Consider the following 25,365-nt stretch of genomic DNA (forward strand, 5'->3'; position numbering starts at 1 on the left):
GGCGCTCCATTATTTGCGCCCGACCGACACGGGGCAAGGCGCGTCGTATGCCGGGTTTGCCGGGAAAGTTTTGGCAAAGGGCCATGCCAACTATTTGTTGGCTTCTTTTTCACGAAACGTTGATGGTCGGCTACCTAAAGTTCGTGACGTCGTGGGAAGTCATTCAATAGCTGGCTTGTTGCCGACGCACTTCTTTCAAGGAACAAGCAGATCGTCATGTTCAATATCAAACCCCTGCGTCCCGAATGGGTGACGCTGATTGCCTGCGCCTTTTTATTGCTCGGTTGCAACTTTGTGTTGTGGCAGCACCTGTTCAGCATCACCAGTTCAGACGCCTCTGGCATCGCCATGCGCGTGGCCTTCGGGGTGATGATCTTCTGTGCCTTCAATATCATCCTGACCTGGCTGGCGTTTCGCCGGGTACTTAAGCCGGTGCTGATTCTGTTATTCATGGTCAGTGCTGGCGTGGCCTATTTCATGAGCCAGTACGGGGTCTTGATCGACGCCGGAATGTTTCGCAACTTCGCCGAGACCAATGCCACGGAAGTGCGCGGCTTACTGTCGCTGAAGTTGCTCGGTTATATCCTGCTATTGGGCGTCTTGCCTTCCTGGTTAGTGTGGAAGACTCCAGTTAGTTATCGCCGCTGGCACCGCGAGTTGTTAAGCAAGTTGCTGGTTTCCTTGTTGTCGGCGGCGGCCATCGGCGGGGTGGCCCTGGCCAACTACCAGGGGCTGGCGTCGCTGTTTCGCAACCACCACGAACTGCGCTTGATGATAGTGCCGAGCAACTATGTGGGGGCTTCCATCGGCTACCTGCGCGAGCAGGTGGTGTCGGCGCGCCAGCCATTCGTCAAGATCGGCGAAGACGCCCAGCGCAATCCGACCTGGCAGGGGCATGCGCGCAAATCGCTGACGGTGCTGGTGGTCGGCGAAAGTGCCCGGGCCGAAAACTTCGGCATCCTGGGCTACGAGCGCGACACCACACCGAAACTCAGCCAGGAACAAGGCCTGATCGCCTTCACCGACGTGACCTCCTGTGGCACCGAGACCGCGGTGTCTGTGCCTTGCATGTTCTCCGACATGGGGCGCAAGAACTACGACGCCGCCAAGGCCAGGAACAGCGAGGGGCTGCTGGACGTGCTCAAGCGTGCCGGGATCGACGTGATCTGGCGGGACAACCAGTCCGGCTGCAAGGGCACTTGCGACCGGGTCACCCTCGACGACGTCAGCAACCTCAAGGACCCGGCGCTTTGCGCCAACAGCGAATGCCGCGACGAGATCCTGCTGCAGGGCCTGCAGCATTTTATCGATACTCTGGACAAGGACACCGTGCTGGTCCTGCACCAGATGGGCAGCCACGGTCCAGAGTACTTCAAGCGTTATCCCAAGGAGTACGAGCGCTTCACCCCGGTGTGCCAGAGCAATGCCCTGAACAATTGCAGCCGCGAGAGCATCGTCAACGGTTACGACAACACCCTGGTGTACACCGACCATGTGCTGTCGACCCTGATCGACCTGCTGCGCCGCAACCAGGAGAAGGTCGATACCGCCATGCTCTACCTGTCGGACCACGGCGAGTCCCTGGGCGAATACAACCTGTTCCTGCATGGCACGCCCTACATGCTCGCGCCGTCGCAGCAAAAACATGTGGCGATGCTGGCCTGGTTCTCGGACAGCTATCAGAAGGCGTTCTCGGTGGACACCCATTGCCTGCAACAGAGCCGGGAAAAACCGCTGAGCCAGGACAACCTGTTCCATTCGATGCTCGGGCTGCTGGAGGTCGACAGCCAGGTGTACAAGCCTGGCCTGGACCTGTTCGCCGGCTGTCGCGGCAGCGTGGTCGACGGCGTGCTGGCGCGGCAATGAAGCCTTGAGCGGCGTTCGACCTTTTTTTCACGACCCGGGCTGTAAGCTGTTTTCCATCCGCTACCTACAAGAGCCAGCACCTCCATGTCCGCGCACCCGCCATCCCCTATCGAGCTTGAGTTCGCCAGGCGCTACGACCAGGCGCACGCGCGCGTCTGCGGCGACGAACGTCCGCTCGGGCTGGGGCGGCGGTTGTCGTTGTGGCGGGACGAACGCCTGGTTCGCCGGGCGTTGAAGGTGGCGGGCGAGCCGGGCCTGATCCTGGACGTGGCCTGCGGCGCCGGGCGTTTCTGGCCGGTGCTGGGCGAACACGGCAACCGGGTGATCCTGGCGGCGGACCCGTCCCAGGACATGCTCACTCATGCCCGGACCCATCACCCGAGCAGCCTGCTCAACCGGGTCAGGACCTTTCAGAGCTCGTCGTTCAGCATCGGCCTGTCGGCCAATGCGGTGGACTGCATCGTCTGCCTGCAACTGTTCCCCCACGTCGCCAGCAGCGAAGCGCGCCTGGCGTTGCTGCGCGAATTCCACCGGGTCAGCCGCGACTCGGTGATCCTGGCGGTGCGTATCGACAGTCGTTTCAAGGCCGTACAGGACTGGCTGCCGGGCAACAGCGCCCTGCAACTGCAACCGGTAGCGCGGGTGCCGATCAGCAGGGCAGGGATAGAGAGCGAGTTCAAGGACGCCGGGTTCGAGGTGCTCAGCCACCAGGATTTCATTCCCGGCTGTGCCGCGTGGCGGGTCTACGTCCTGCGCAAACAGGGCTAGCTGCCCGCTCCCGGACTATTCTTGTGGCCCGGGTGCCGATTTCGCGCAGGCTCTTGTCGAGTGAATGCTCAGAAATCGCCTAGGGCGATATATACTGCGCGCCATTCTTCAAGGGAGAGCCGTGTGGCCATCGATATTCACTGGATTCGCGACAACGATAGCCTCGGTCAATTCTGCACCGAGTGGCAGCAGCTGCCATTCGTCGCCCTCGACACCGAATTCATGCGGGTCGACACCTTCTACCCGATCGCCGGCCTGTTGCAGGTCGGCGATGGCCAACGCGCTTACCTCATCGACCCCTTGACCATCGACGACTGGCAGCCGCTGGCGGCCTTGCTGGAGAACAGCACGGTGGTCAAGGTGGTGCATGCCTGCAGCGAGGACCTCGAAGTCCTGCTGCGCCTGACCGGCAGCCTGCCGGCGCCGCTGTTCGACACGCAACTGGCGGCCGGCTACCTGAACCTGGGTTTCTCTATGGGCTATTCGCGGCTGGTCCAGGAAGTGCTGGGCATCGAGTTGCCCAAGGGCGAAACCCGTTCCGACTGGCTGCAACGCCCGCTGTCGGAAACCCAGGTCAGCTACGCCGCCGAAGACGCCGTGCACCTGGCCGAAGTGTTCACCCGCCTGCGGCCGAAACTGTCCGCGGAAAAATACCAGTGGGTGCTGGAGGACGGTGCCGAGCTGGTGGCCAACCTGCGTCGCGAGATCGACCCGTACGAGCTGTACCGCGAGGCCAAGCTGGCCTGGAAACTGTCCCGCGCGCAACTGGCGGTGCTGCGTGAGCTCTGTGCCTGGCGCGAACGCGAGGCGCGGGCGCGGGACCTGCCGCGCAACCGCATCATCCGCGAGCATTCGCTGTGGCCGTTGGCCAAGACCCAGCCGGACAGCCTCGGCGCCCTGGCGAAAATCGAAGACATGCATCCGCGTACCGTGCGCCAGGACGGCGAGTTCCTGCTGGACCTGATCAAGCGTGCCGGCAGTGTCGGCCCTGACCAGTGGCCGCCTGCCGTCGCCGAGCCGTTGCCGATGGAAGCCTCGGCCCTGCTCAAGCGCCTGCGCGCCGTGGGCCAGGCCGAAGCCGAACGCCTGGGCATCGTCCCGGAACTGATGCTGCGCAAGAAAACCCTGGAAAGCCTGCTCAAGAGCGGCTTCCCCAACGGACCCTACCAATTGCCCGATTCGCTGCGTGGCTGGCGCCGCGAGTTGATGGGCCAGGCGCTGCTCGACAGCCTGGCCGCCGCCGGAGAACAGCCATGAAACGTATCTGCTCCATCTACAAAAGCCCGCGCAAGAACGAGATGTACCTCTACGTGCTCAAGAGCGACGCCCTGGAACGCGTACCGGAAAACCTGCTGCTGGCGTTCGGCAAGCCGCAGCATGCCTTCGACCTGGTGCTGACCCCGGAGCGCAAGCTGTCGCGCGAGGACATTCACCAGGTGCTGGAGAACCTCGACCAGCAGGGTTACCACCTGCAGATGCCGCCGACCGAGGACGAGTACATCGAACACTTGCCCGAAGAGTTGCTGCGCCGTAATGATCCGGTCTGACGGATACCTGTAGACGCCCTGTCCGGGGCATCGTTGAAAATGGAACCGACACCCTCTGGCGGCTGCCGCGATCGATGGAGCGATATTCTGTCGGCGGCCGCTTGTACCGTTTTTTAAGGTTTGAACCATGCGCGTTCTGATTGCCGAACACGATCACGCTATTTATGCCCGTTTGTTGCGTCAGCTGGCGCCTGACCTGGAAGTGCTGACCAGCGGCGACTCCGCCGAATTGTCGAAGCTGGCCGTGGATTGCCCGGTATGGCTCGGCCAGCCGGACCTGCTGGCTACCCTGTTGCGCCAGGGCCATCAGCCGCAGTGGCTGCAATCGACCTGGGCGGGCATCACTCCGCTGCTCGCCGACGGCCTGCCGCGCCACTACCGACTGACCCGCGCCGTGGGGATCTTCGGCCAGGTCATGGCCGAATACGTGCTCACCTACATGCTCGGCCACGAACGCGAAGTGCTCGCGCGGCTGGTCAGCCAGGTCGAGCGCAAATGGGACAATCGCACCGGCCAGAGCCTGGCCGGGCGCAAGGTGCTGATCGTCGGCGCCGGCGATATCGGTCTGAGCGTGGCGCAGTTCCTGCTGCCCTTTGGCGTCGAGCTGTACGGCATCGCCAGCGAAGCCCGGGAGCAGGCGCCGTTCATTGAAGTGGCGGCGCTGTCGGACCTGGGGCGCCTGGTCGGCGAGGCGGATTATGTGGTCAACCTGCTGCCCAACACGCCGCATACCCATGACCTGTACGACGCGGCGCTGTTCAAGCAATTCAAGCCGACCGGCCTGTTCATCAACGTCGGCCGCGGCGTCGCGGTGGTCGATGCGGACCTGGTGGATGCCTTGAAGGAAGGCCATCTGGCGGGGGCGGTGATCGATGTCTGCCGTCAGGAACCGTTGCCGCAGCGCCATCCGTTCTGGACCGCCTGGGGCTTGCTGCTGACCGGTCACAGTTCGGCGCCGACCTCGCCGACCCTGATGGCGCAGCTGTTCGTCGACAACCTGCGGGCCTATCAGGCCAAGGCGACGTTGCGCGGCGAAGTGGATTTCGCCCGGGGCTACTGAGGTCCATGTAAAAAGGGGCTGAGCGCCCCTTTTGCATGGCTTCGCGAATCCTGTAGCCGCTGCCGAAGGCTGCGCAAGGTCCGCAGGACCTCTGGCGATCTCAAGATCGGCGCCCGCGGCGTCAGAATGCCGCCCAGATCGTACGCAGCCTGCGGCAGCGGCTACGGGGATTGCATCCTTACAGGCTGAAGTCGCCTTCGGCCGCGGTTTCGTTCAGCGGGCGGCGCGGGCTTGGCGCTTCGCGGGCCTGCAGGTACTCGGCCAGGCTCGCCTTGTCACCCAGCTTGCCGACCGCCACGGCGGCATGCAGGGCGTAACCTTCGGGAATCTTCAATTCCTTGCGGGTCAGTTCCTGGTCGAAGCCGGCCATGCCGTGGGTGTGCCAGCCGCTGATGCTGGCTTGCAGGGCCAGGTGGCCCCAGGCCGAACCGGTGTCGAAGGTGTGCCACAGGGCCGGGCTTTCCTCGCTGGCGCCGGGGGCGGTGAAGGTGGTTTTCGAGATCACGATCACCAGCGCCGAGGCGTGCTGCGCCCAGCCGCGGTTGAACTCGTTGAGCAGGCCGAGGAAACGTTCCCAGTTCGGCGTGTCGCGGCGCGCGTACAGGAAGCGCCATGGCTGTGAGTTGTAGGCCGACGGCGCCCAGCGCGCGGCTTCGAAGAAGCTCAGCAGGGTTTCCTCGGGGATCGCTTCGCCGGTAAAGGCGCGCGGCGACCAGCGATCGGTGAACTGTGGGTGGATGGCGTACTCGGCAACGCGGGGATTGGCGCTCATGAAAGAGATTCCTGGCTACGTTTGAGAATGAACGGTGGGGAACCCGACGAGCGCAGTTGGGCTGGGCGATGGGGTTTTCCTGACCCTTTACGGTTTGCCGGGGGCAGCGCGGTCGAGCGCTAATGGCACCCAGGCATGGGTCTGTCCGACGAGCAAAACTACTGCGCGGCATGTCGCCTGACAAGTAGTCCGTTACCGACAGTCGCCAGTGCTTGGCCCGCGGGGCCCGGGGCACTAGACTGGCGGCCTTTTCACTGTCCGATACCGATTACCCGAACCATGGCCGCCAAAGTCGAACCCTTCTGGATACGCAAAACCCTCGAACAACTCGATCAGGAGGAGTGGGAGTCGTTGTGCGATGGTTGTGGCCTGTGCTGCCTGCAGAAGCTCGAGGACGAAGAGGACAACAGCGTCTACTACACGCGCATCGCCTGCAAACTGCTGGACCTGAAGACCTGCCAGTGCAGCGATTACGCCAACCGCCGCGATGCGGTGCCGGACTGCATCCAGCTCACCCCGGGCAAGGCCGACGAATTCAAGTGGCTGCCGCCGACCTGCGGTTATCGCCTGGTCAGCGAAGGCAAGGACCTGCCGCTCTGGCATCACCTGGTGTGCGGTGACTGCGATGCGGTGCACCACGAGCGGATTTCCCAATCCGGACGCATGCTCGCCGAAGGCAGCGTGGCCGAAGAGGACTGGGAAGATCACCTGATTTTCCGCGCCGGCTGACGCCGGGCGCGTTCAAGCTGTGATTCACGAAGGAGTGTGTATGGCTGTGGGGGCAAGGCTGGCGCTGGCCGGCTGGCTGCTGGCAATCGGCGCGCCAGGCTGGGCGGCAACGAAAGTCGATCTGGATTATCACGTGCGCTTGCTGCCGCAGAGCGACCAGGCACAGGTGCGCCTGACCCTGGCCGACGGCGCGGCGGTCCGCAGCCTGGATTTCGACCTGGGCAGGAACGGCGACTACAGCGACTTCAAGGCCGATGGCCAGTGGCAGTCCGACCCGGCCACGCCTTCCGCCGCCCAGCGTGGGGTGTGGCGCCCGGCCAGCGGCAAGGCCAGCTTGAGCTACCGGGTGCGGATCAGCCACAGCCTGAAAAAAGACAGTTTCGACAGCCGCATGACCGCGCATTGGGCCTTATGGCGCGGCGACGCGCTGGTGCCGGCGGCCCGTCTCGATCAACAGGACGGCGTCGAGCTGGTGTCGCGCCTGGAGTTCGAGCTGCCCGCCGGCTGGAAAAGCGTGGAAACCGCCTGGCCGCGGATCGGCAAGAACCGTTTCCGCATCGATAACCCCGCACGCCTGTTCGACCGGCCTACCGGCTGGATGCTGGCCGGCACGCTGGGCAGCCGCCGTACCCGCTTGGGGGAGACCGAAGTCACGGTGGCCTCGCCGCAAGGGCAGGGTATGCGGCGCATGGATGTGCTGACGCTGTTGACCTTCGTCTGGCCGCAGATCCAGGCGACCTTTCCCCGCCATCCGGGCAAATTGCTGATCGTCGGCGCGGCCGACCCGATGTGGCGCGGCAGCCTGTCCGGGCACGATTCGCTGTACCTGCACAGTCGTTTGCCGCTGGTCAGCGAAAACGGTACCAGCCCGCTGTTGCGCGAGGTGATCCAGACCTTTGCGCGGATCAACGACAGCCAGCGCAGCGACTGGATCGGCGAAGGGCTGGCGGAGTACTACGCCATCGAGTTGCTGCGCCGCGCTGGCGGCATGAGCGACGAGCGTTACCAGGCCTTGCAGGCGCGTCTGGCCAAGAACAGCCACGACGTCACCAGCCTGCGCGGCGAACAGGTGGACGCGGCGGCGGTGGCCAGGGCGGTACTGTTGTTGCAGGAGCTGGACCGGGAGATTCGCCTGAAAACCCGCAACAAGCGCTCGCTGGACGACGTGACACGGGCGTTGATGCGCCTGGAAAGCGTCGACTCCGAAGCGTTCGTCAAGCTCAGTGAAAGCGTGCTGGGGGATTCGTCGAAGGTGCTCGACAGCGACTTGTTGCGCTAGTGGAGTCGACCGCTTTGCGGTCATCGCGAGCAAGCTCGCTTCTATAGGGGATTGCGCAAGACCTGTAGGAGCGAGCTTGCTCGCGATAGCGCCGGTTCATCCTCCGCCGGGTTCGAGGCTACCGCTCAAACCCCGGCCTTGGGCGATTTCAGCGAATCGTCGCCGGTCACCGTGGCGGTACGGGTCGCCGCCTCGGCATTGGCCTTGAGGCTTTTCAGCTCCGCGCCGGCGCGTTCGATCCTGGCCCGCACGTTGTTCATGTCCTGGCGGCTTTTCTCCAGCAGGCTTTTCGCCGAACTGTGGCCGGTGATGCCGCGGGCCAGGGCGACGCCGCCGATGGCCACCTGGATCAAGCCGAACACCCCGCCGCGGCGCAGGCCCTTGCCGACCATCACCACGCCGCCGGCCAGCGAGCCGATACGCTCCCAGCCTTGTACGTTCTGGGCGGGCGGGGTCTGGAACGGGGTGCTTTCGATGCGTTCTAGCTGTTTGCTGTCGCTCATGATCGGTCTCCGAAGGGCTGGATATAAAACTGACTGCCCAGGCGCGGCGCGCGTTCCATCGAATGTTCGGCTTGCGCGGGGCGCACTCAGAACTTGGGACCGGAGCGGGTGTTGTTGCCCTTGGCCAGGCGGTCGTAAAGCACCACGTTGACGGTGGCGGCGAGGTTCATGCAACCGGTGGTCGGGATGTACACCACGTCCTCGCACCAGTCACGGATGTCCTTGTCCAGGGAGCCGTCTTCCGGGCCGAAGATATACAACGCGCGATCCGGGTGGGTGTATTCCGGCAGCGAGCGGGCGCCTTCCACCAACTCCACCGCTACCGGCACGCAGCCCAGGGGCAGGATCTTCTTCAGGTCGTCGATGCCGATCAGCGGAATGTCCTGGTGGACCTTCTTGGTGTCGGTGACGAAGTCGCGAGCCCGTTCATAGCGCTTGCCGGTGTAGAACACCGACGCGACGCCATAGCAGCCGGCGGCGCGCATCACCGAACCGACGTTCTCCGGCGACTTGGGGTTATACAAACCGATGCAGCTGTACCTTTTGTTTGCCACGAGCGGGGAGCCTTGGAGAAAAAAACGCGATTATACGGGGATTGGACGAGGGGGCGTGAGGCGCTTGGGCAGTGGCGTCCTGGCTGCTGCCATCGCGAGCAAGCTCGCTCCTACAAGGTTTACGCAATACCCGTAGGCGCGAGCTTGCTCACGAAGGAACGGTACAGGCGACGCTGTGCCCGCAAGGTTACTCGTCGTCTTTCTTCATCAACCCGGCCAGGGCGGCGAAGGGGTTGTGGGTGGCCTTGGCGACTTTCGGCGTGCTCAGGGAGCCCTCGCCGAAGTATTGCTGGTCGGTGTAGCGCGAGTGTTCGTTGTCGTGGCAGTACAGGCACAGCAGTTCCCAGTTGGAACCGTCCTGCGGGTTGTTGTCGTGGTTGTGGTCGCGGTGGTGCACGGTCAGTTCGCTCAGGCGCTTGCCGGAGAACTCGCGGGCGCAGCGTCCGCAGACATGCGGGTACATCTTCAGGGCCTTGTCGCGGTAGCCCATCTCGCGGTCGCGCTGGGCGTCGGCGAGGATGCGGTCCAGTTTGGAGGTGTTGGTCGAACTCATGGGTTCACCTTTATGCAAAGACTGATGACGGTTATGCGCCAAGTTTAGCTCAGGCCTTGAGCTTCTCGGCAATCCAGATGGTGTGGCGGGTGCCCTTGTTGCCATGGGCGAAGACCTGCACTTGCTCGGCCTTGAAACCGGCCTTGCGCAGCTTGTCGGAATACTGTTTGTCGGCGCTGGCCGACCAAACGGCCAGTACGCCCTTGGGCCGCAGCGCCCGGGCGCAGGCCGCCAGCCCGGCGGCGGAGTACAGCCAGCTGTTGGCTTTCTGGGTCAGGCCTTCGGGGCCGTTGTCGACGTCGAGCATGATCGCGTCGAACCCCTGGGGTTCGGCCTGCAGCACCTTGGCCACGTCTTCCTGGCGGATCACAGTGCGCGGGTCGAGCAACGGCCGGCCGGATTTTTCCCCCAGCGGCCCACGGTTCCATTCCACCACCCCCGGCACCAGTTCGGCGACCACCACTTCGGCGCTCTTGCCCAGGTGCTTGAGGGCCGAGGCGAGGGTGAAGCCCATGCCCAGGCCGCCGATCAGCACCCGCGAATTCGGGCGCCCGGCGACCTTGCGGCAAGGGATCTCGGCCAGGGCGTCTTCGGAACCGTGCATGCGCGTGTTCATCAATTGCCCGCCGTCGCCGCCCTGGATCTTGATGACAAAATCCTCGCCGTACTCGAACAGGCACAAGGCTCCGCCAGTTTCGGGAATCGGTGTGGTGTCCAGCAGAACGAAACGTTTCATGAGGGTCTCAATGAGGAAGGCAAACCGGCCCGGTTGGGAGTAGCCTGAGGGCTGACAATAGCGATGGAGCCATTGATGAAGCGCACTATTCTAACGGTCATTGCCCAGGCAGCGCTCTCGATAAGTGCGGCGCTGGCGATGAGCGCCGGGCACGCCGACGAACCGCTGGCCGTACCCGTGACGCCGGTGCCCACCGTCGGCTCGCCCGGCACTGCGACCCCGACCCCTTATCCGCAGGTCACGCCCCCCAGCACCCCCAAGGCCGGAGCCGCGGGCGGCGCGCCGTTGCTGCCGCCGATCGACATGCCCAAGCCGCCGAAGGACCAGCCGCTGCCGGGTTTGCAGCAGAACGAGACGAAAGCCAAAACGCCGGGCGGCTAGACCTGTTGCGACAGCAACTGCCCGTCGGCCATGCGCAGGCGTTTGGACAGCGAGACGGCGAGGGCGCGGATGATTTTCGCGGCGATCTTCGGCGCGTCGTTGAGCATTTTTTCCAGCGAGTCCTTGCCCAGGTTGAGCAACCGGCAATCGCTGGCGGCCACGCAGGTGGCCGAACGCCGCTCGCCGTCGAGCACCGCCATTTCGCCGAAGGCCCGGCCGCTGCGCAGGGTGGCGATGGTCACGCACTGGCCTTCGCCGTTGGTTTTCTGCACCGCCACCTGGCCGGAATGGATGATGCACATGAAGCTGCCGGCGTCGCCTTCGCGGAAAATCGCCTGGCCCTGGGCGATGCTACTGATGCTGAAATAGCCGGCGGCGGCGTTGAAGTCGGCCGGCAGGAGTTGATCGAACAGTCCGCAATCCATCAGCCAGTCGCGGATTTCTTTGTTCAACAAGGTGGGTTCGGGCATATCGTCACGGTCTTTTTCTTGGGGCTGTTGCGGTTCCGGGCGTTTGCGGCAGGGCCGGGAACCGGCGCTCCCGGGTTAAGACAGGAGCGCCGGCCGGAGTTCCTCAGGCGATGCCCAGAATCTTGAAAACAAATGCATATTCGAGTGCTACGTCACGTAATCCCTGGTAACGCCCGCTCATGCCGCCATGGCCGGCGCCCAGTTCGGTCTTGAGCAGCAGCAGGTGGTCGTCGGTCTTGCTGGCGCGCAACCGGGCTACCCACTTGGCCGCTTCCCAGTACTGCACGCGGCTGTCGTTGTAGCCGGCGATCACCAGGGTCGCCGGGTAGGCCTTGGCCTCGATATTCTCGTAGGGCGCATAGGCCTTGATCCGCTCATACACCTCGGGTTCCTCGGGGTTGCCCCACTCGTCGTACTCGGTGACGGTCAGCGGCAGGTCGGGGTCGAGCATGGTGTTGAGCACATCGACGAACGGCACTTCGGCGATGGCGACCTTGAACAGTTCCGGGCGCTGGTTGAGCACTGCGCCGATCAGCAGGCCGCCGGCGCTGCCGCCGCTGATAGCCAGTTGCTCGGAGGTGGTCAGGCCCTGGGCGATCAGGTGTTCGGCGCAGGCGATAAAGTCGCTGAAGGTGTTCTGCTTGTGTTCCTGCTTGCCGGCGCGGTACCAGGCTTCGCCCAACTCGCCGCCGCCGCGCACATGGGCGATGGCGAAGGCCACGCCGCGTTCCAGCAGGCTCAGGCGGGCATGGGAGAACCACGGGTCGAGGCTTTCGCCGTAGGCGCCGTAGCCGTAGAGATACAACGGGGCCGGCCGGCCCAGGGCCTCGCGCTTGATCACCAGGCTGATCGGGACCTGGGTGCCGTCGGCTGCCGTCGCCCACAGGCGCTGGCTGACATAGGCATCCGGGTCGAAGGCGCCCAGCACCGGGGTTTCCTTGAGGACTTCCTGTTCGCCGCCGGCCAACTCCAGCTGGCGGATCTGCGCCGGGCGGTTCAGCGCCTCGTAGCGCAGGCGGATGCGTTGGCTGGCGAATTCCAGGCTGTTCTGCACGTGCAGGCTGTAGGCCGCGTCCGGCAGTTGCACGCGATAGGCCGGTTGGCCTTCGGGGCGTACCTCGATGATCGGCAGGCCGCCTTCGCGCAGACTCAGGGTCATGGCCGACGCATTCAGGCTCAGGCCTTCGAGCATCACGCTGGCGTTGTGGGGGATCAGGTTCTGCCAGTCGGCCTCGACCGGCGCGTGGCCCTGGTCCGGTGCCTGGTAGAGGGCGAAGTTGATGCCGTCGCGGTTGCTGCGGATAAACCAGGTCCACTGGCCGTCGAGCAGGCCGTGGTCGACGTCGTATTCATGGTGTTCGCGCCGCGGCGCCAGGCAACTGAAGGCCTGCTGCGGCTGCGCGGCGTCGAGCACCCAGGCTTCGCTGGTGGTCTTGCTGCCCAGGGACAGCAGCAGCTGCTTTTCGGAACTCGAACGGTAGCAGTGGAGGAAAAAACGTCCGTCCGGCTCGTGGAACACTTCCTCGGCGGCGGTGCCGTCCAGGCGATAGCGGAACAGCTTGTGCGGGCGGTGGGTGTCGTCCAGCTCGCCGAAGAACAGGGTCAGGCTGTCGTTGGCCCAGGTCATGCTGCCGTCGCAATCGGCGAAGTCCAGCTCGCTGACCTTGCCGCTGGACAGCTCCTTGACGAACAGGGTGTAGACCTCTTCGCCGCTGGTATCGAGGCTGTAGGCCAGGCGCTGGTGATCGGGGCTGATGCTGAAGGCACCGAGGGAAAAGAAGCCGCCGTTGGCCAGCGCGTTCGGGTCCAGCAGCAGCTGTTCCTGGCTTTCGTCGACGCTCAGGCTGTCGTCGGCCGGGCGCGGGCAGCGGTAGTGGCGGGCGTATTCGTCGCCGGCGGTGGTGCGGGTGTAATACAGGTAAGGCCCCCAGGGGGAAGGCAGGGACAGGTCGGTCTCGAGGATCCGCCCCTTGATTTCCTGGAACAGGGTTTCGCGCAGCGCGGCCTGGTCGGCGAGGGCGGCTTCCTGGTAGCTGTTTTCGGCTTTCAGGTAGTCGAGCACGGCATCGGTGTCGCGCTCCTGGAGCCAGGCGTACGGGTCCTGGCCTTCGGCCTTGCGGGCAATCGGGGCGCGGGTGACGTGGGCGGATACGGGCATGGAGGGCTCTCGGGGCGGTGACAATTAAGGGCGTGGCAGACAGCGGTGCAGCCTGGCATGCGAAAAGTCGTTATCATAAGCGCCTCTTTGCCTGCCTTGCCATGGACACCATGACCGAGAACGACTATCTGATCGCCTGGGGGCTTTATGCCTTCGCCGCCTTGGGCTGCCTGCTGGTGTGGATGCGCCTGACCCGCTGGATGTGGCGCTGGCTGCGCGAGCCGCTGCGGATCCTGGTGGCGGTGCTGCTGTTCAGCCCGACCATCGTCGACCCGGTCAAGGACATGGTCGCCCCGGCCGTGGCCATCACGGCCCTGGACATGCTGTTCAAGGTCGGCAACAACGCCTGGCGCGCGGTTTCCGACCTGTTCATGTACGGCATGATCGCCTTTGGCCTGTACCTGGTGCTCGTCCTGATCCGCTGGCCGATCGAACGTGCCTCCAGGGCCCGCAAGGAACAGGCGCAAGCCGCGAAGGACGCGGTCCGCGCCGAGGAGCCGGACGACCAGCCTTTCGGCGGCGCCGGCGCCGATCGTTATGGCCGCCCGCCAGTGCCCGACGCCCCCCAACGCTCGCGGATCGAACCGCGCCTGTAACCCGCATTGAAGCGAGAGTCCGAGCATGTGTGAGTTATTGGGCATGAGCGCCAATGTACCGACCGATATCGTCTTCAGCTTCACCGGGCTGATGCAGCGCGGCGGGCGTACCGGCCCGCACCGCGACGGCTGGGGCATCGCGTTCTACGAGGGGCGCGGCCTGCGCCTGTTCCAGGACCCGGCGGCGAGCAGCGAGTCGGAAGTGGCCAATCTGGTGCAGCGCTACCCGATCAAGAGCGAGGTGGTGATCGGCCATATTCGCCAGGCCAACGTCGGCAAGGTCTGCCTGTCCAATACCCATCCGTTCGTGCGCGAGCTGTGGGGGCGCAATTGGTGTTTTGCCCACAACGGCCAACTGGCGGGCTTCCAGCCGGCCGCCAGCTTCTATCGTCCGGTGGGCGATACCGACAGCGAAGCGGCGTTTTGCGACCTGCTGAACCGCGTGCGCACGGCGTTTCCCGAGCCGGTGGAGGTCGAGGAACTGCTGCCGTCGCTGGTCGCCGCTTGCGCCGAATACCGCAGCAAGGGCGTGTTCAATTGCCTGCTCAGCGACGGCGACTGGCTGTTTTGCTATTGCTCGACCAAGCTGGCGCAGATCACCCGCCGCGCGCCTTTTGGCCCGGCGCGCTTGAAGGACGTCGATGTGATCGTCGACTTCCAGGCCGAAACCACGCCCAACGACGTGGTGACGGTGATCGCCACCGAACCCTTGACCGAAAACGAAACCTGGACTCGCTACGAGCCGGGCCAATGGAGCCTATGGCGGCGCGGCGAGTGCGTCGCTCACGGCCAGACCGAATAAGGACATCCCTATGTTGCTCAGTTATCTGCGGCTGGTGTTGTTTGCGGCGGGCCTGTTGGTCGGGGTCCAGGTGCCGGGGTTCATCAACGATTACGCCAAGCGCGTCGAGGCTCATCTGATCGAGGCTCAGGCCAGCCTGCAAGGGTTCCAGGGCACCGCCAACCAGTTCTTCAAGGGCGATCTGCAGGCGCTGGTCGGCCACTATCGGGCCAGCGAGGATCCGGTGTTCCGCAGCGACGCCGACAGCCTGAGCACCTTGCTCGTTCGCCAGCATGCCTTGGACAAGCAGTTCCAGGCCATGCAGGGCCCGTGGTACATCCGCCTGCTGCAAGTGGTGCTGGCCGCCGACCCGGACATCCGCAAGGAAACCTGGAACGGCTACAGCTATCAGATCCTGCTGACCCCGGAGGCGATGACCTGGGCAATGAGCGGCGCCTTGCTGCTGTCGTTCGGCCTGGAATGCCTGTACCGCCTGATCGACTGGGTGGTGCTCGGTGGCAAGCGCCTGCGCCAGAGCCGGCCGATCGAAGAGCGCGATTTGAAGGGGTTGTGATGTAGCCGCTGCCGAAGGCTGCGTAAGGTCCGCAGGACCTCTTGCGATCTGAAGGGCGACACCTGCTTCGCGGTCGTGCGCAGCCTGCCGCAGTGGCTACACGGGGTCAGCTTGCCAGGACGATGTAGTTTTCCCCGACCTTCTGTGCGTAGCGCTCCAGCACTTGCTGGCACAGCACCACCACGTCTTCCGCCCACTCCACACCCACCCGCCACGACACCACCACCTGCAAGTTCGGCGGGCGCTGGTCGATGCCCAGCAGGGTCAGCTCGCCGCGGGCCAGTTCTTCGCTGACCAGCACCGGCGGCAGGGCGCCGATGCCGAAGCCGTCGCGCAGCAGGCGGGTGATGGCCGACACCGAATTCACGCAGTTGAGCCGTGGCGCGCTGACGCCGTTGGCCTGCAGCAGGCTGAGCACGTCCTGGTGCGGCAGGGAATTCTTCGAGTAGGTGATGATGCGTTCCCGGGCCAGTTCGGCCAGGTTGGCGTAGTCGCGGTTGTAGAGGGAGTGGCTGGCGACGATCCAGCCCATCGGGTGGCTGGCCAGTTCCAGGCTGCGAATGGACTCCTGGCGCAACAGGTCGGTTTGCAGGATCAGGTCGAGAAAGCCCTTTTGCAACTGGTCGCACAGGTTCAGCGAGGTGTCGGCCACCAGCTCGATTTCCACCTGCGGGTAGTGGTCCATCATCTGCGCCACCAGCGGGCTGAGCCAGGTGTGGATCACTGTGTCCATGACGCCGATGCGAATCCGCCCGACCTTGCTCGAACGGGTCTCGATCGAGTGCTTGAGCGCCTGCATGGTGTCGATCATCTGCTCGGCGTAGTCGAGCACCTTGAGGCCTTCCGGGGTCATGGTCACGCCGCGCGAGTCGCGCAGGAACAGCTTCACCCCCAGTTCGCCCTCGAGCACGGCAATGCGGCTGGAGATCGACGCCTGGGTGGTGAAGAGCTTGTCGGCGGTCAGGCGAAAGCTTTTCAGGCGCGCCACCCAGACGAAGGTTTCGAGAAACTTCAAGTTCATGCGATCAACTTTTCTTATGTCTGGAGGCGGTTTTTATTAGTTGGACGGAGCGGGGCGCGGGCGCCAAGAATCGCTGCGTCTCACGATAAGCGTCGTCGGGGCCCAGAACAATACCAATAAAATTCAGGTGGAGATTTGCCATGAGTGCGCCCGACACGCTCGCCGCCAGCAAGGCCAAAGGCCGCGCCGGTCCCTTCGACTGGTACCGCGACATCAACCAGCAGGAGCGTCGCACGTTCTGGAGCTGCAAGGCCGGTTACGGCCTGGACGGCATGGACACGCAGATGCTCAGCTTCGTCATCCCGACCCTGATCGCGCTCTGGGGCATCAGTTCCGCCGAGGCCGGCCTGATCCACACCAGCACCTTGCTGGCCTCCGCCCTGGGCGGCTGGATCGCCGGCATCCTGTCCGACCGCATTGGCCGGGTGCGCACCCTGCAATTGACCGTGCTCTGGTTCGCCTTCTTCACCTTCCTCTGCGGCCTGGCCCAGAGCTACGAGCAATTGCTGATCGCCCGGACCCTGATGGGCTTCGGTTTCGGCGGCGAATGGACCGCCGGCGCGGTGTTGATCGGCGAGGTGATCCGCGCCGAAAACCGCGGCAAGGCGGTGGGCATGGTGCAGTCCGGCTGGGCCCTGGGCTGGGGCGTAACGGCGCTGCTGTATGCGCTGATGTATTCCCTGCTGCCGCCGGAAGACGCCTGGCGCGCCTTGTTCCTGCTGGGCATCCTGCCGGCGATCTTCGTGATTTTCGTCCGCCGCCTGGTCAAGGACCCGGAGGTCTACCGGGAAACCCGCGCCCGTGAAACCACCGACAATCCGGCGCGGTTCTACGAGATCTTCGCCCCCGGCATTCTCAGCACCACCTTGCGCGCCTCGTTGCTGGCGGCCGGTGCCCAGGGTGGCTACTACGCCATCACGTTCTGGCTGCCGACCTTTCTCAAGACCGAACGCGGCCTGAGCGTGCTGAGCACCGGCGGCTACCTGGCCATGGTGATCTTCGGCTCGTATGTGGGGTATGTGATCAGCGCTTATCTGACGGACGTTCTGGGGCGCAAGAAGAACTTCATCCTATTCGCCGCCGGCTCGTTCACCATCGTCCTGCTCTACACCCAGATGCCGGTGAGCAACGCGGTGATGCTGTGGCTGGGCTTCCCCCTGGGCTTCTTCGCGTCGGGAATCTTCAGCGGCATGGGCGCCTTCCTCACCGAGCTGTTTCCCACGCGGATCCGCGGCTCGGGCCAGGGCTTCTGCTACAACAGCGGCCGGGCCCTGGCCGCCCTGTTCCCGCTGCTGATCGGGTTGCTCAGCCAGCACATCCCGCTGGGCGCGGCCATCGGCACGTTCGCCGCGGTGTCCTACGGCATCGTGGTCCTGGCCGCCCTGAGCCTGCCGGAAACCCGCGGCAAGCAACTCGAAGCGCGCTAACTGATAACCTGTGGGCCTCCCCGCAGCCAAAACGACAAAAGCTACAGGAGCACTGACCGTGAGCCGCCTGTTATTGAATTGCGACATCGGCGAAAGCTTCGGCAACTGGACCATGGGCCTGGATGCCGAAGTGATGCCGTTCATCGATTGCGCCAACATCGCCTGCGGTTTCCACGCCGGCGACCCGAGCATCATGCGCAAGACCGTCGGCCTGGCCCTGGCCAACGGCGTGCGGGTCGGCGCGCACCCGGCCTACCAGGACCTGGCCGGTTTTGGCCGTCGGTCCATGGCCTACGGCGCCCAGGAACTGCAAGACCTGCTGCATTACCAGATCGGTGCCCTCGACGGCATTTGCCGGGCCCAGGGCGGCCGGGTGAGCTACGTCAAACCCCATGGCGCCATGTACAACGACATGATGGCCAAGCCGGCGCAGCTGCGCGCGGTGATCGAGGCCGTGGCCGCCTACGACAAGACGCTGCCGCTGATGCTCATGGCCACTCGCGACAACCGCGCGGCCCAGGCCCTGGGCGACGAATACGGCGTGACCCTGTGGTTCGAGGCCTTCGCCGACCGCGCCTACGACAGTGCTGGCCACCTGGTTTCGCGGCAGTTGCCGGGGGCGGTGCATCACGACAGCGCGACGATCATTGCCCAGGCGCTGACCATCGCTCGCGGCGAGGCGTTGCAGGCCAGCGACGGCAGTGCCTTGCAGCTGCAAGCCAATACCCTGTGCGTGCACGGCGACAACGCCAGTTCGGTGGCCGCCGTGCAGCGTATTCGCGCGGCCCTTCAGCAGTTGCCAGCATGAACATACGCCTTGAAGTGGTGGCCATCGACTGCCTGATGGTGCGCCTGTTCGACGCGATCGCCGAAGCCAACATGCCGTGGATGCTCGCTGCCAGCGAACGTCTGCGGGCGGCCTTCGGCGGACAGTTGGTCGACCTGGTGCCGTCCTACACCACGTTGATGGTGCACTACGACCTGACGGCCCTGAGCCCGTCCCAGGCCAGGGAACTGATCGACACGGCGCTGACCGATCTCACGCCCGATTCGCGCACCGGCGGGCGACGCCATGTGCTGCCGGTCTGGTACGACCATAGCGTCGGCCCCGAGCTGAGCCTGCTGTCGAAACGCAGCGGCCTGTCGGTGAGCGAAGTGATCGCGCGCCACAGCGGGCGCGAATACCAGGTGTTCGCCCTGGGGTTCGCCCCGGGCTTCGCCTTCATGGGGCTGGTGGACGAAGCGCTGGCCGCGCCGCGCCTGGACACGCCGCGCAAGCGCGTGGCGGCGGGCAGCGTGGGCATTGCCGAGCGCCAGACCGCGGCTTATCCGGTGGTGTCGCCGGGCGGCTGGAACCTGATCGGCCGCACCCCGAGCCGTCTGTTCGACCGCGAGCGCGACGGCTACAGCCTGATGCAGCCGGGCGACAGCGTGCGTTTCGCCGCGGTGGACCGCGCCGAGTTCATCCGCCTGGGCGGCGACGACACACCCCTGGAGGTGCCGGCATGAGCCGTCTGACCATTGAAGCCAGCACGCCGCTGTGCCTGTTGCAGGACGCCGGGCGGTTTGGCGTGCGCCACCTGGGCGTGACCCAGGGCGGGGCATTGGACTGGGTGTCGATGTCCTGGGCCAACTGGCTGCTGGACAACGCCCTGTATGCGCCGGTGATCGAGATCGCCCTCGGCGGTTTCAGTGTGGTGGCCGAAGAGCTGTGCCTGCTGGCGCTGGCGGGCGCCGACCTGGGCGCCTTTATCGATGAGCGCCCGCTGAGCCCGGGGCGCAGCTTTATCCTGCAAAAAGGCCAGCGCTTGCGCTTCACCCAGCCGTTTTTCGGTGCGCGGGCCTACCTGGCGGCGCCCGGCGGCTTCGACGCGCCCAAAGTGCTGGGCAGTTGCGCCAGCGTGGCCCGCGAGGAGCTGGGCGGGCTCGACGGCTTCGGCCGGCCGTTGGCCGAGGGCGCGCGGCTTGGGTATTCCGGGGCCGGGGTGAACCTCAAGGCGCTGTCCGGCAAGCAGTTGCCGGACCTGCAATCGAAGGCGCCGCTGGAGGTGATTCTCGGGGCACAGATCGGCCAGTTCAGCGGCCAGAGCCTGTTCGACGCCTTCAACAGCGCCTGGACCCTGGACAGCCGCGCCGACCGCATGGGCATGCGCCTGCTGGGGCCGCAACTGCGTTATCAAGGGCCGCCGATGATTTCCGAAGGCATTCCCCTGGGGGCGATCCAGGTGCCGCCGGACGGCCAGCCGATCGTGTTGCTCAACGACCGGCAGACCATCGGCGGTTATCCGCGCCTGGGCGCCCTGACGCCCCTGGCGCTGGCCCGATTGGCGCAATGCCTGCCGGGCAGCGAGGTGCGGCTGACGCCCGTGGTGCAAGAGACGGCGCACCGCCAGCAGGTGGAGTTTCTACGCGGTTTCGTATGACCCGGAATACCCCTGTAGCCGCTGCCGAGCTTGCGAGGCTGCGCAAGACCCATAGGGTCTCCGGCGCCAGCAAGATCGCCGCGAGCGTGCCGCTCGTGCGCAGCCTTCGGCAGCGGCTACATAGATTGTGCATGGCTGGGGTATTGAGGTGTTCGCGGTCCCTGTAGCCGCTGCCGAAGGCTGCGATAAGGCCCGAAGGGCCTTCAGGCAGACTCAAGAGCACGTCTGCTTCGCAGCCGACCACAGCCTTCGGCAGCGGCTACATGGATTGTGCATGGTTGGGGTATTGAGGTGTTCGCGGTCCCTGTAGCCGCTGCCGAAGGCTGCGATAAGGCCCGAAGGGCCTTCAGGCAGACTCAAGAGCACGTCTGCTTCGCAGCCCGCGGCAGCGGCTACAGGGATCGGCTTACTTGGACAGGAAGCGCATTCCTTCTTCGAGCCCGCGCAGGGTCAGCGGGTACATCTGGTCTTCGATCAGGTCGCGCACGATGTTGGTCGAGGCGGTGTAGCCCCAGGTGTCTTTCGGGTAGGGGTTGATCCAGATGAGCTTCTTGTACTTCTCCATGAAGCGCTGCATCCACACGTAGCCGGCTTCTTCGTTCCAGTGCTCGACGCTGCCGCCGGCCTGGGTGATTTCGTAGGGCGCCATGGCGGCGTCGCCGACGAAGATCACTTTGTAGTCGGCGCCATACTTGTGCAGCAGGTCCTGGGTCGAGGTGCGTTCCGAGCCGCGGCGCAGGTTGTTCTTCCACACCGATTCATAGATGAAGTTGTGGAAATAGAAGTACTCCAGGTGCTTGAACTCGGTCTTGCACGCGGAGAACAGCTCTTCGCAGATCTTCACGTGGGCGTCCATCGAGCCGCCGATGTCGAACAGCAACAGCAGTTTGATGTTGTTGCGCCGTTCCGGGCGCATCTGGATATTCAAAAGGCCCGCGTCGCGGGCGGTGTGGTCGATGGTGCCGTCGATATCCAGCTCGTCCGCCGCGCCCTGGCGGGCGAACTTGCGCAGCCGGCGCAGGGCCACCTTGATATTGCGGGTGCCCAGCTCGACCTGGTCGTCGAGGTTCTTGTACTCGCGCTGGTCCCAGACCTTCACTGCCTTGCCCTGGCGCTTGCCGGCGTCGCCGACGCGGATGCCTTCCGGGTTGAAGCCGCCGGAACCGAAGGGGCTGGTGCCGCCGGTGCCGATCCACTTGTTGCCGCCGGCGTGGCGTTCCTTCTGTTCTTCCAGGCGCTTCTTGAACTCTTCGATCAGCTTGTCCAGCCCGCCCAGGGACTGGATCTGCGCCCGTTCCTCTTCGGTCAGGGAGCGCTCGAATTCCTTGCGCAGCCAATCCTCGGGAATCAGCGCCTGCAAGTGGTCGTCGAGTTTCTCCAGGCCGTTGAAGTAGGCGCCGAACGCCCGGTCGAACTTGTCGAAATGCCGTTCGTCCTTCACCAGGATCGCCCGCGACAGGTAATAGAACTCGTCCATGTCGGCGAAGGTCACGCGCTGCTTGAGCGCGTTGATCAGGTCCAGCAGCTCGCGCACCGACACCGGCACCTTGGCCGCGCGCATTTCATTGAACAGGTTGAGCAGCATGGCAATGCCCTCTTAACGGGTGCCGCGACGGCTCATGAACGCCAGGCGCTCCAACAACTGGACATCCTGCTCGTTCTTCACCAGGGCGCCGGCCAGGGGCGGGATGGCCTTGGTCGGATCGCGCTCGCGCAGCACCGCTTCGCCGATGTTGTCGGCCATCAGCAGCTTGAGCCAGTCCACCAGCTCGGAAGTCGAAGGCTTCTTCTTCAGGCCCGGCACCTTGCGCACGTCGAAGAACACGTCCAGCGCTTCGCTGACCAGGTCCTTCTTGATGTCCGGGTAGTGCACGTCGACGATCTTCTGCAGGGTGGTGCGGTCGGGGAAGGCGATGTAGTGGAAGAAGCAGCGGCGCAGGAAGGCGTCCGGCAGCTCTTTCTCGTTATTGGAGGTAATGATAATGATCGGGCGTTGCTTGGCCTTGATGGTCTCGTCGATTTCGTAGACGTAGAACTCCATCTTGTCGAGTTCCTGCAACAGATCGTTGGGGAACTCGATATCGGCCTTGTCGATCTCGTCGATCAGCAGGATCACCCGCTCCTCGGACTCGAAGGCCTCCCACAGCTTGCCCTTTTTCAGGTAGTTGCGGATGTCGTGCACCTTGTCCACGCCCAGTTGCGAGTCGCGCAGGCGGCTGACCGCGTCGTACTCGTACAGGCCCTGGTGGGCCTTGGTGGTGGACTTGATGTGCCAGGTGATCAGCTTGGCGCCGAAGGACTCGGCCAGTTGCTCGGCGAGCATGGTCTTGCCGGTGCCCGGTTCGCCCTTGACCAGCAGCGGCCGCTCCAGGGTGATGGCGGCGTTGACGGCCAGCTTCAGGTCATCGGTGGCGACGTATGCGCTGGTGCCTTCGAACTTCATCTGCAATTCCTCGAACGGTAACGCCGACATGCGGCACGCAGGTCGGAAGAATAAAAACACGGTGGCCGACTATAACGCGGCGTCCGGCCGACTGTGAACGCAGACGCCCCATTCAGTCTCTGAATGGGCGGTCACTGTGGAGTCTGTAGGCGCCAGCTGACTCGCGAAGCATGCCCTGGCGCCGCGTTTTTCCTGGTGCCATGGGTCAGCGTTGCCGGTCATCGCGGGCAGGCTCGCTCCCTGGGGTAGACAGGCACTGACGCCCGGGTGTCGCAGCCGTTCGTCCCGACTGGACGCTCATGGGTGCGAGGCATACCCTTGAGAACTTTCCTCCACGCTGTACAAGGAGCCAGCCATGAGCCGTATCTTCGCTGACAACGCCCACTCCATCGGCAATACGCCGCTGGTGCAGATCAACCGTATCGCGCCGCGCGGCGTCACCATCCTGGCCAAGATCGAAGGGCGCAACCCGGGTTATTCGGTGAAGTGCCGGATCGGCGCGAACATGATCTGGGACGCTGAAAGCAGCGGCAAACTGAAGCCGGGCATGACCATCGTCGAGCCGACTTCCGGCAATACCGGCATCGGCCTGGCGTTCGTCGCCGCGGCCCGCGGTTACAAATTGATGCTGACCATGCCGGCCTCGATGAGCATCGAGCGGCGCAAGGTGCTCAAGGCCCTGGGGGCCGAGTTGGTGCTGACGGAGCCGGCCAAGGGCATGAAGGGCGCCATCGAGAAGGCCGCGGAGATTCTCGCCAGCGACCCGGCCAAGTACTTCATGCCGCAACAGTTCGATAACCCGGCCAACCCGGCGATCCACGAAAAGACCACCGGTCCGGAAATCTGGAACGACACCGACGGCGCCGTCGATGTGCTGGTGGCCGGCGTCGGCACCGGCGGCACCATCACCGGAGTGTCGCGCTACATCAAGAAGACCCAGGGCAAGCCGATCCTGTCGGTGGCGGTGGAGCCGAGCGTCTCGCCGGTGATCAGCCAGAAACTCGCTGGCGAAGAGATCAAGCCCAGCCCGCACAAGATCCAGGGCATCGGCGCCGGCTTCGTGCCGAGCAACCTCGACCTGTCGATGGTCGACCGGGTCGAGTTGGTGAGCGACGAGGAATCCAAGGCCATGGCCCTGCGCCTGATGCAGGAAGAGGGCATCCTCTGCGGCATCTCCTGCGGCGCGGCGATGGCGGTGGCGGTGCGCCTGGCGGAAACCCCCGAGATGCAGGGCAAGACCATTGTCGTGGTGCTGCCGGACTCGGGCGAGCGTTACCTGTCGAGCATGTTGTTCAGCGACCTGTTCACCGAGCAGGAAAACCAGCAGTAAACAGCAGGATCAAGGTTGCCGGCCGGCTCGCAACGGCCGTCTTGCCGGCGACTGGGTTGTCATTGCATTTGTGCTGATATGTGTCAGCTGGCGTTCAGCCACGGTGTGTTAATCAGCGTTTTGTTGCACGACCGTTAACACTGATTGTTGGTTTGTGCGGGTTTTTCCAGGGGCCCGGAGTGTTTATCATGGCCGGCTGCCATACCGGTTGAATGCTGCCCCGCCGGTGATTTATTTCAAGGAGATGTTGCATGAGCCTTTCGTTCGCCGCCAAGTTCGCGGTGTTGCTGCTATTTATCGGCAGCACTCTCTACGTGCATTTGCGTGGTAAGGCGCGACTGCCGGTGTTGCGTCAGTTCGTCAACCATTCGGCGCTGTTCGCGCCCTATAACGCCTTGATGTACCTGTTTTCCGGGGTGCCTTCCAAACCCTACCTGGACCGCAGCAAGTTCCCCGAGCTGGATGTGCTCAAGGACAACTGGGAAGTCATTCGCGACGAGGCCATGCATCTGTTCGACGAGGGCTATATTCGTGCCGCCGAGAAGAACAACGACGCCGGTTTCGGTTCGTTCTTCAAGAAGGGCTGGAAGCGCTTCTACCTCAAGTGGTACGACAAGCCGCTGCCGTCGGCCGAATTGCTGTGCCCCAAGACCGTCGAGCTGGTCAGCCGCATTCCCAACGTCAAGGGTGCGATGTTCGCCCTGCTGCCCGGCGGCAGCCACCTGAACCCGCACCGCGACCCGTTCGCCGGTTCCCTGCGTTATCACCTGGGCCTGTCCACGCCGAACTCCGACGACTGCCGGATTTTCGTCGACGGCCAGGTCTACGCCTGGCGCGATGGCGAAGACGTGATGTTCGACGAAACCTACGTGCACTGGGTGAAGAACGAGACCGACAAGACCCGGGTCATTCTGTTCTGCGACATCGAGCGGCCGCTGAGCAACCGCCTGATGACCCGCGTCAATCGCTGGATCAGCGCCTGGCTGGGGCGTGCCACCGCGCCGCAGAACCTCGACGACGAGCGCGTCGGCGGGATCAACCAGGCCTATGCCTGGAGCAAGCGCTTCAGCGACCGCATCAGTGGCGTGGTCAAGCAGTGGAAGCGCCGCAATCCGAAGCTCTACCGCGTCATGCGCCCGGTGCTGGCGGTGGTGGTGCTGACGGCCCTGGGTTATTGGCTGTTCGGATAAAACGTTGCCATGGATATCGGGCGCTGGTTATAGTCGGCGCTCGGTGATTCAGAAGATTCGCCCTTCCTCTTCAGAAAGATCAGCACATGCCCCATTCCCTCATCAACGCGGTAGTCGATTCGGCGGTCAACGCTGGCGTCGTGCCGTGCGGGAATCAGCAGCCTGTGCAGATCAGTCATTACCCCCCACCTGTCAGTAGCCCGC

At 64.3% G+C, this 25,365-nt stretch carries 28 protein-coding genes; 17 read left to right on the forward strand and 11 right to left on the reverse strand.

Annotated elements, in window-relative coordinates:
* The first annotated feature begins 216 nt into the window (after positions 1–216).
* The 5 genes from BTN82_RS06845 to BTN82_RS06865 all read left to right on the forward strand — a co-directional run bounded on the left by BTN82_RS06845 (position 217) and on the right by BTN82_RS06865 (position 5,241).
* Complete coding sequence (locus tag BTN82_RS06845) at positions 217–1,866, forward strand: phosphoethanolamine transferase (RefSeq protein WP_075118400.1); 1,650 nt, start codon at positions 217–219, stop codon at positions 1,864–1,866.
* Positions 1,867–1,950: 84 nt separating this feature from the next.
* Positions 1,951–2,634 (forward strand): class I SAM-dependent methyltransferase, encoded by a 684-nt coding sequence (locus BTN82_RS06850; protein WP_075118401.1) that lies wholly within the window; start codon positions 1,951–1,953, stop codon positions 2,632–2,634.
* A gap of 123 nt (positions 2,635–2,757) precedes the next feature.
* Positions 2,758–3,891 carry a ribonuclease D gene (rnd, locus tag BTN82_RS06855; RefSeq protein WP_075118402.1) on the forward strand — a complete coding sequence of 378 codons (1,134 nt, stop codon included), beginning with the start codon at positions 2,758–2,760 and terminating at the stop codon, positions 3,889–3,891.
* On the forward strand, positions 3,888–4,181 hold the full coding sequence (locus BTN82_RS06860; protein ID WP_075118403.1) for a YcgL domain-containing protein: 294 nt from the start codon (positions 3,888–3,890) through the stop codon (positions 4,179–4,181). The genes rnd and BTN82_RS06860 overlap by 4 nt, the downstream gene beginning before the upstream one ends.
* A gap of 127 nt (positions 4,182–4,308) precedes the next feature.
* Positions 4,309–5,241 (forward strand): D-2-hydroxyacid dehydrogenase, encoded by a 933-nt coding sequence (locus BTN82_RS06865; protein ID WP_075118404.1) that lies wholly within the window; start codon positions 4,309–4,311, stop codon positions 5,239–5,241.
* 178 nt (positions 5,242–5,419) lie between these two features.
* On the opposite strand, the gene BTN82_RS06870 is transcribed toward BTN82_RS06865, so the two are convergent.
* The gene (locus BTN82_RS06870) at positions 5,420–6,013 is read right to left on the reverse strand and encodes a nitroreductase family protein (protein ID WP_075118405.1); all 594 of its coding nucleotides are present in this window, start codon (positions 6,011–6,013) and stop codon (positions 5,420–5,422) included.
* Positions 6,014–6,292: 279 nt separating this feature from the next.
* Here BTN82_RS06870 and BTN82_RS06875 point away from each other — a divergent pair, with 279 nt between their 5' ends.
* Positions 6,293–6,742, forward strand: a complete 450-nt coding sequence (locus BTN82_RS06875) for a YcgN family cysteine cluster protein (protein WP_075118406.1) — start codon at positions 6,293–6,295, stop codon at positions 6,740–6,742.
* Positions 6,743–6,782: 40 nt separating this feature from the next.
* Complete coding sequence (locus BTN82_RS06880; protein WP_075118407.1) at positions 6,783–8,021, forward strand: hypothetical protein; 1,239 nt, start codon at positions 6,783–6,785, stop codon at positions 8,019–8,021.
* Positions 8,022–8,146: 125 nt separating this feature from the next.
* Here the strand turns inward: BTN82_RS06880 and BTN82_RS06885 are convergent, their stop codons facing one another.
* The 4 genes from BTN82_RS06885 to BTN82_RS06900 form a co-directional block, all read right to left on the reverse strand.
* Entirely contained in the window at positions 8,147–8,524 is a 378-nt protein-coding gene (locus tag BTN82_RS06885) for a DUF2892 domain-containing protein (protein WP_075118408.1), read from the reverse strand.
* An 86-nt stretch (positions 8,525–8,610) separates the two neighbouring features.
* Complete coding sequence (locus BTN82_RS06890; protein ID WP_007926908.1) at positions 8,611–9,078, reverse strand: RNA methyltransferase; 468 nt, start codon at positions 9,076–9,078, stop codon at positions 8,611–8,613.
* A gap of 187 nt (positions 9,079–9,265) precedes the next feature.
* Positions 9,266–9,631 (reverse strand): YajD family HNH nuclease, encoded by a 366-nt coding sequence (locus BTN82_RS06895; protein ID WP_007926907.1) that lies wholly within the window; start codon positions 9,629–9,631, stop codon positions 9,266–9,268.
* A gap of 49 nt (positions 9,632–9,680) precedes the next feature.
* Positions 9,681–10,367, reverse strand: coding sequence for a hypothetical protein (locus tag BTN82_RS06900; protein WP_075118409.1), 687 nt, complete (start codon positions 10,365–10,367; stop codon positions 9,681–9,683).
* A 75-nt stretch (positions 10,368–10,442) separates the two neighbouring features.
* Here BTN82_RS06900 and BTN82_RS06905 point away from each other — a divergent pair, with 75 nt between their 5' ends.
* Positions 10,443–10,748, forward strand: coding sequence for a hypothetical protein (locus tag BTN82_RS06905; protein WP_075118410.1), 306 nt, complete (start codon positions 10,443–10,445; stop codon positions 10,746–10,748).
* Here BTN82_RS06905 and BTN82_RS06910 read toward each other — a convergent pair.
* Together BTN82_RS06910 and BTN82_RS06915 are read right to left on the reverse strand one after the other, a co-directional pair.
* Positions 10,745–11,218 carry a cyclic nucleotide-binding domain-containing protein gene (locus tag BTN82_RS06910; RefSeq protein ID WP_075118411.1) on the reverse strand — a complete coding sequence of 158 codons (474 nt, stop codon included), beginning with the start codon at positions 11,216–11,218 and terminating at the stop codon, positions 10,745–10,747. The two genes, BTN82_RS06905 and BTN82_RS06910, sit on opposite strands and share 4 nt — an antisense overlap.
* A 103-nt stretch (positions 11,219–11,321) precedes the next feature.
* Complete coding sequence (locus BTN82_RS06915) at positions 11,322–13,376, reverse strand: S9 family peptidase (RefSeq protein WP_075118412.1); 2,055 nt, start codon at positions 13,374–13,376, stop codon at positions 11,322–11,324.
* A gap of 101 nt (positions 13,377–13,477) precedes the next feature.
* On the opposite strand from BTN82_RS06915, the gene BTN82_RS06920 reads away from it, so the two are divergent.
* From BTN82_RS06920 to BTN82_RS06930, 3 genes are read left to right on the forward strand one after another with little or no spacing between them, the layout of a single operon-like run.
* Positions 13,478–13,972 (forward strand): MFS transporter, encoded by a 495-nt coding sequence (locus BTN82_RS06920; protein WP_075118413.1) that lies wholly within the window; start codon positions 13,478–13,480, stop codon positions 13,970–13,972.
* A gap of 25 nt (positions 13,973–13,997) precedes the next feature.
* On the forward strand, positions 13,998–14,774 hold the full coding sequence (locus tag BTN82_RS06925; protein ID WP_075118414.1) for a class II glutamine amidotransferase: 777 nt from the start codon (positions 13,998–14,000) through the stop codon (positions 14,772–14,774).
* Positions 14,775–14,784: 10 nt separating this feature from the next.
* Complete coding sequence (locus BTN82_RS06930; protein ID WP_075118415.1) at positions 14,785–15,327, forward strand: DUF2937 family protein; 543 nt, start codon at positions 14,785–14,787, stop codon at positions 15,325–15,327.
* Between the two features lie 106 nt (positions 15,328–15,433).
* Here the strand turns inward: BTN82_RS06930 and BTN82_RS06935 are convergent, their stop codons facing one another.
* Positions 15,434–16,348, reverse strand: coding sequence for a LysR family transcriptional regulator (locus BTN82_RS06935; RefSeq protein ID WP_075118416.1), 915 nt, complete (start codon positions 16,346–16,348; stop codon positions 15,434–15,436).
* A gap of 140 nt (positions 16,349–16,488) precedes the next feature.
* Between BTN82_RS06935 and BTN82_RS06940 the strand changes: the two genes are divergently transcribed.
* From BTN82_RS06940 to BTN82_RS06955, 4 genes are read left to right on the forward strand one after another with little or no spacing between them, the layout of a single operon-like run.
* Complete coding sequence (locus BTN82_RS06940) at positions 16,489–17,775, forward strand: MFS transporter (RefSeq protein WP_075118417.1); 1,287 nt, start codon at positions 16,489–16,491, stop codon at positions 17,773–17,775.
* 58 nt (positions 17,776–17,833) lie between these two features.
* Positions 17,834–18,583, forward strand: coding sequence for a 5-oxoprolinase subunit PxpA (locus BTN82_RS06945; protein ID WP_075118418.1), 750 nt, complete (start codon positions 17,834–17,836; stop codon positions 18,581–18,583).
* On the forward strand, positions 18,580–19,284 hold the full coding sequence (gene pxpB / locus BTN82_RS06950) for a 5-oxoprolinase subunit PxpB (RefSeq protein ID WP_075118419.1): 705 nt from the start codon (positions 18,580–18,582) through the stop codon (positions 19,282–19,284). The genes BTN82_RS06945 and pxpB overlap by 4 nt, the downstream gene beginning before the upstream one ends.
* Positions 19,281–20,198 (forward strand): biotin-dependent carboxyltransferase family protein, encoded by a 918-nt coding sequence (locus BTN82_RS06955; protein WP_075118420.1) that lies wholly within the window; start codon positions 19,281–19,283, stop codon positions 20,196–20,198. The genes pxpB and BTN82_RS06955 overlap by 4 nt, the downstream gene beginning before the upstream one ends.
* A 406-nt stretch (positions 20,199–20,604) precedes the next feature.
* Here the strand turns inward: BTN82_RS06955 and BTN82_RS06960 are convergent, their stop codons facing one another.
* Both BTN82_RS06960 and BTN82_RS06965 read right to left on the reverse strand, forming a co-directional pair.
* Positions 20,605–21,783, reverse strand: a complete 1,179-nt coding sequence (locus BTN82_RS06960) for a vWA domain-containing protein (protein WP_075118421.1) — start codon at positions 21,781–21,783, stop codon at positions 20,605–20,607.
* Between the two features lie 12 nt (positions 21,784–21,795).
* Positions 21,796–22,641, reverse strand: coding sequence for an AAA family ATPase (locus BTN82_RS06965; RefSeq protein WP_016705272.1), 846 nt, complete (start codon positions 22,639–22,641; stop codon positions 21,796–21,798).
* A gap of 355 nt (positions 22,642–22,996) precedes the next feature.
* Here BTN82_RS06965 and cysK point away from each other — a divergent pair, with 355 nt between their 5' ends.
* On the forward strand, positions 22,997–23,971 hold the full coding sequence (cysK, locus tag BTN82_RS06970) for a cysteine synthase A (RefSeq protein ID WP_075118422.1): 975 nt from the start codon (positions 22,997–22,999) through the stop codon (positions 23,969–23,971).
* A gap of 251 nt (positions 23,972–24,222) precedes the next feature.
* Entirely contained in the window at positions 24,223–25,161 is a 939-nt protein-coding gene (locus BTN82_RS06975; protein ID WP_075118423.1) for an aspartyl/asparaginyl beta-hydroxylase domain-containing protein, read from the forward strand.
* On the opposite strand, the gene BTN82_RS30895 is transcribed toward BTN82_RS06975, so the two are convergent.
* Positions 25,143–25,340: a hypothetical protein gene (locus BTN82_RS30895; RefSeq protein WP_148169469.1), complete on the reverse strand. Its 198-nt coding sequence runs from the start codon at positions 25,338–25,340 to the stop codon at positions 25,143–25,145. The two genes, BTN82_RS06975 and BTN82_RS30895, sit on opposite strands and share 19 nt — an antisense overlap.
* Between the last annotated feature and the right edge of the window lie 25 nt (positions 25,341–25,365).

The sequence above is a fragment of the Pseudomonas chlororaphis genome, from assembly GCF_001921865.1.
Classification (GTDB): Bacteria; Pseudomonadota; Gammaproteobacteria; order Pseudomonadales; family Pseudomonadaceae; genus Aquipseudomonas; species Aquipseudomonas chlororaphis_D.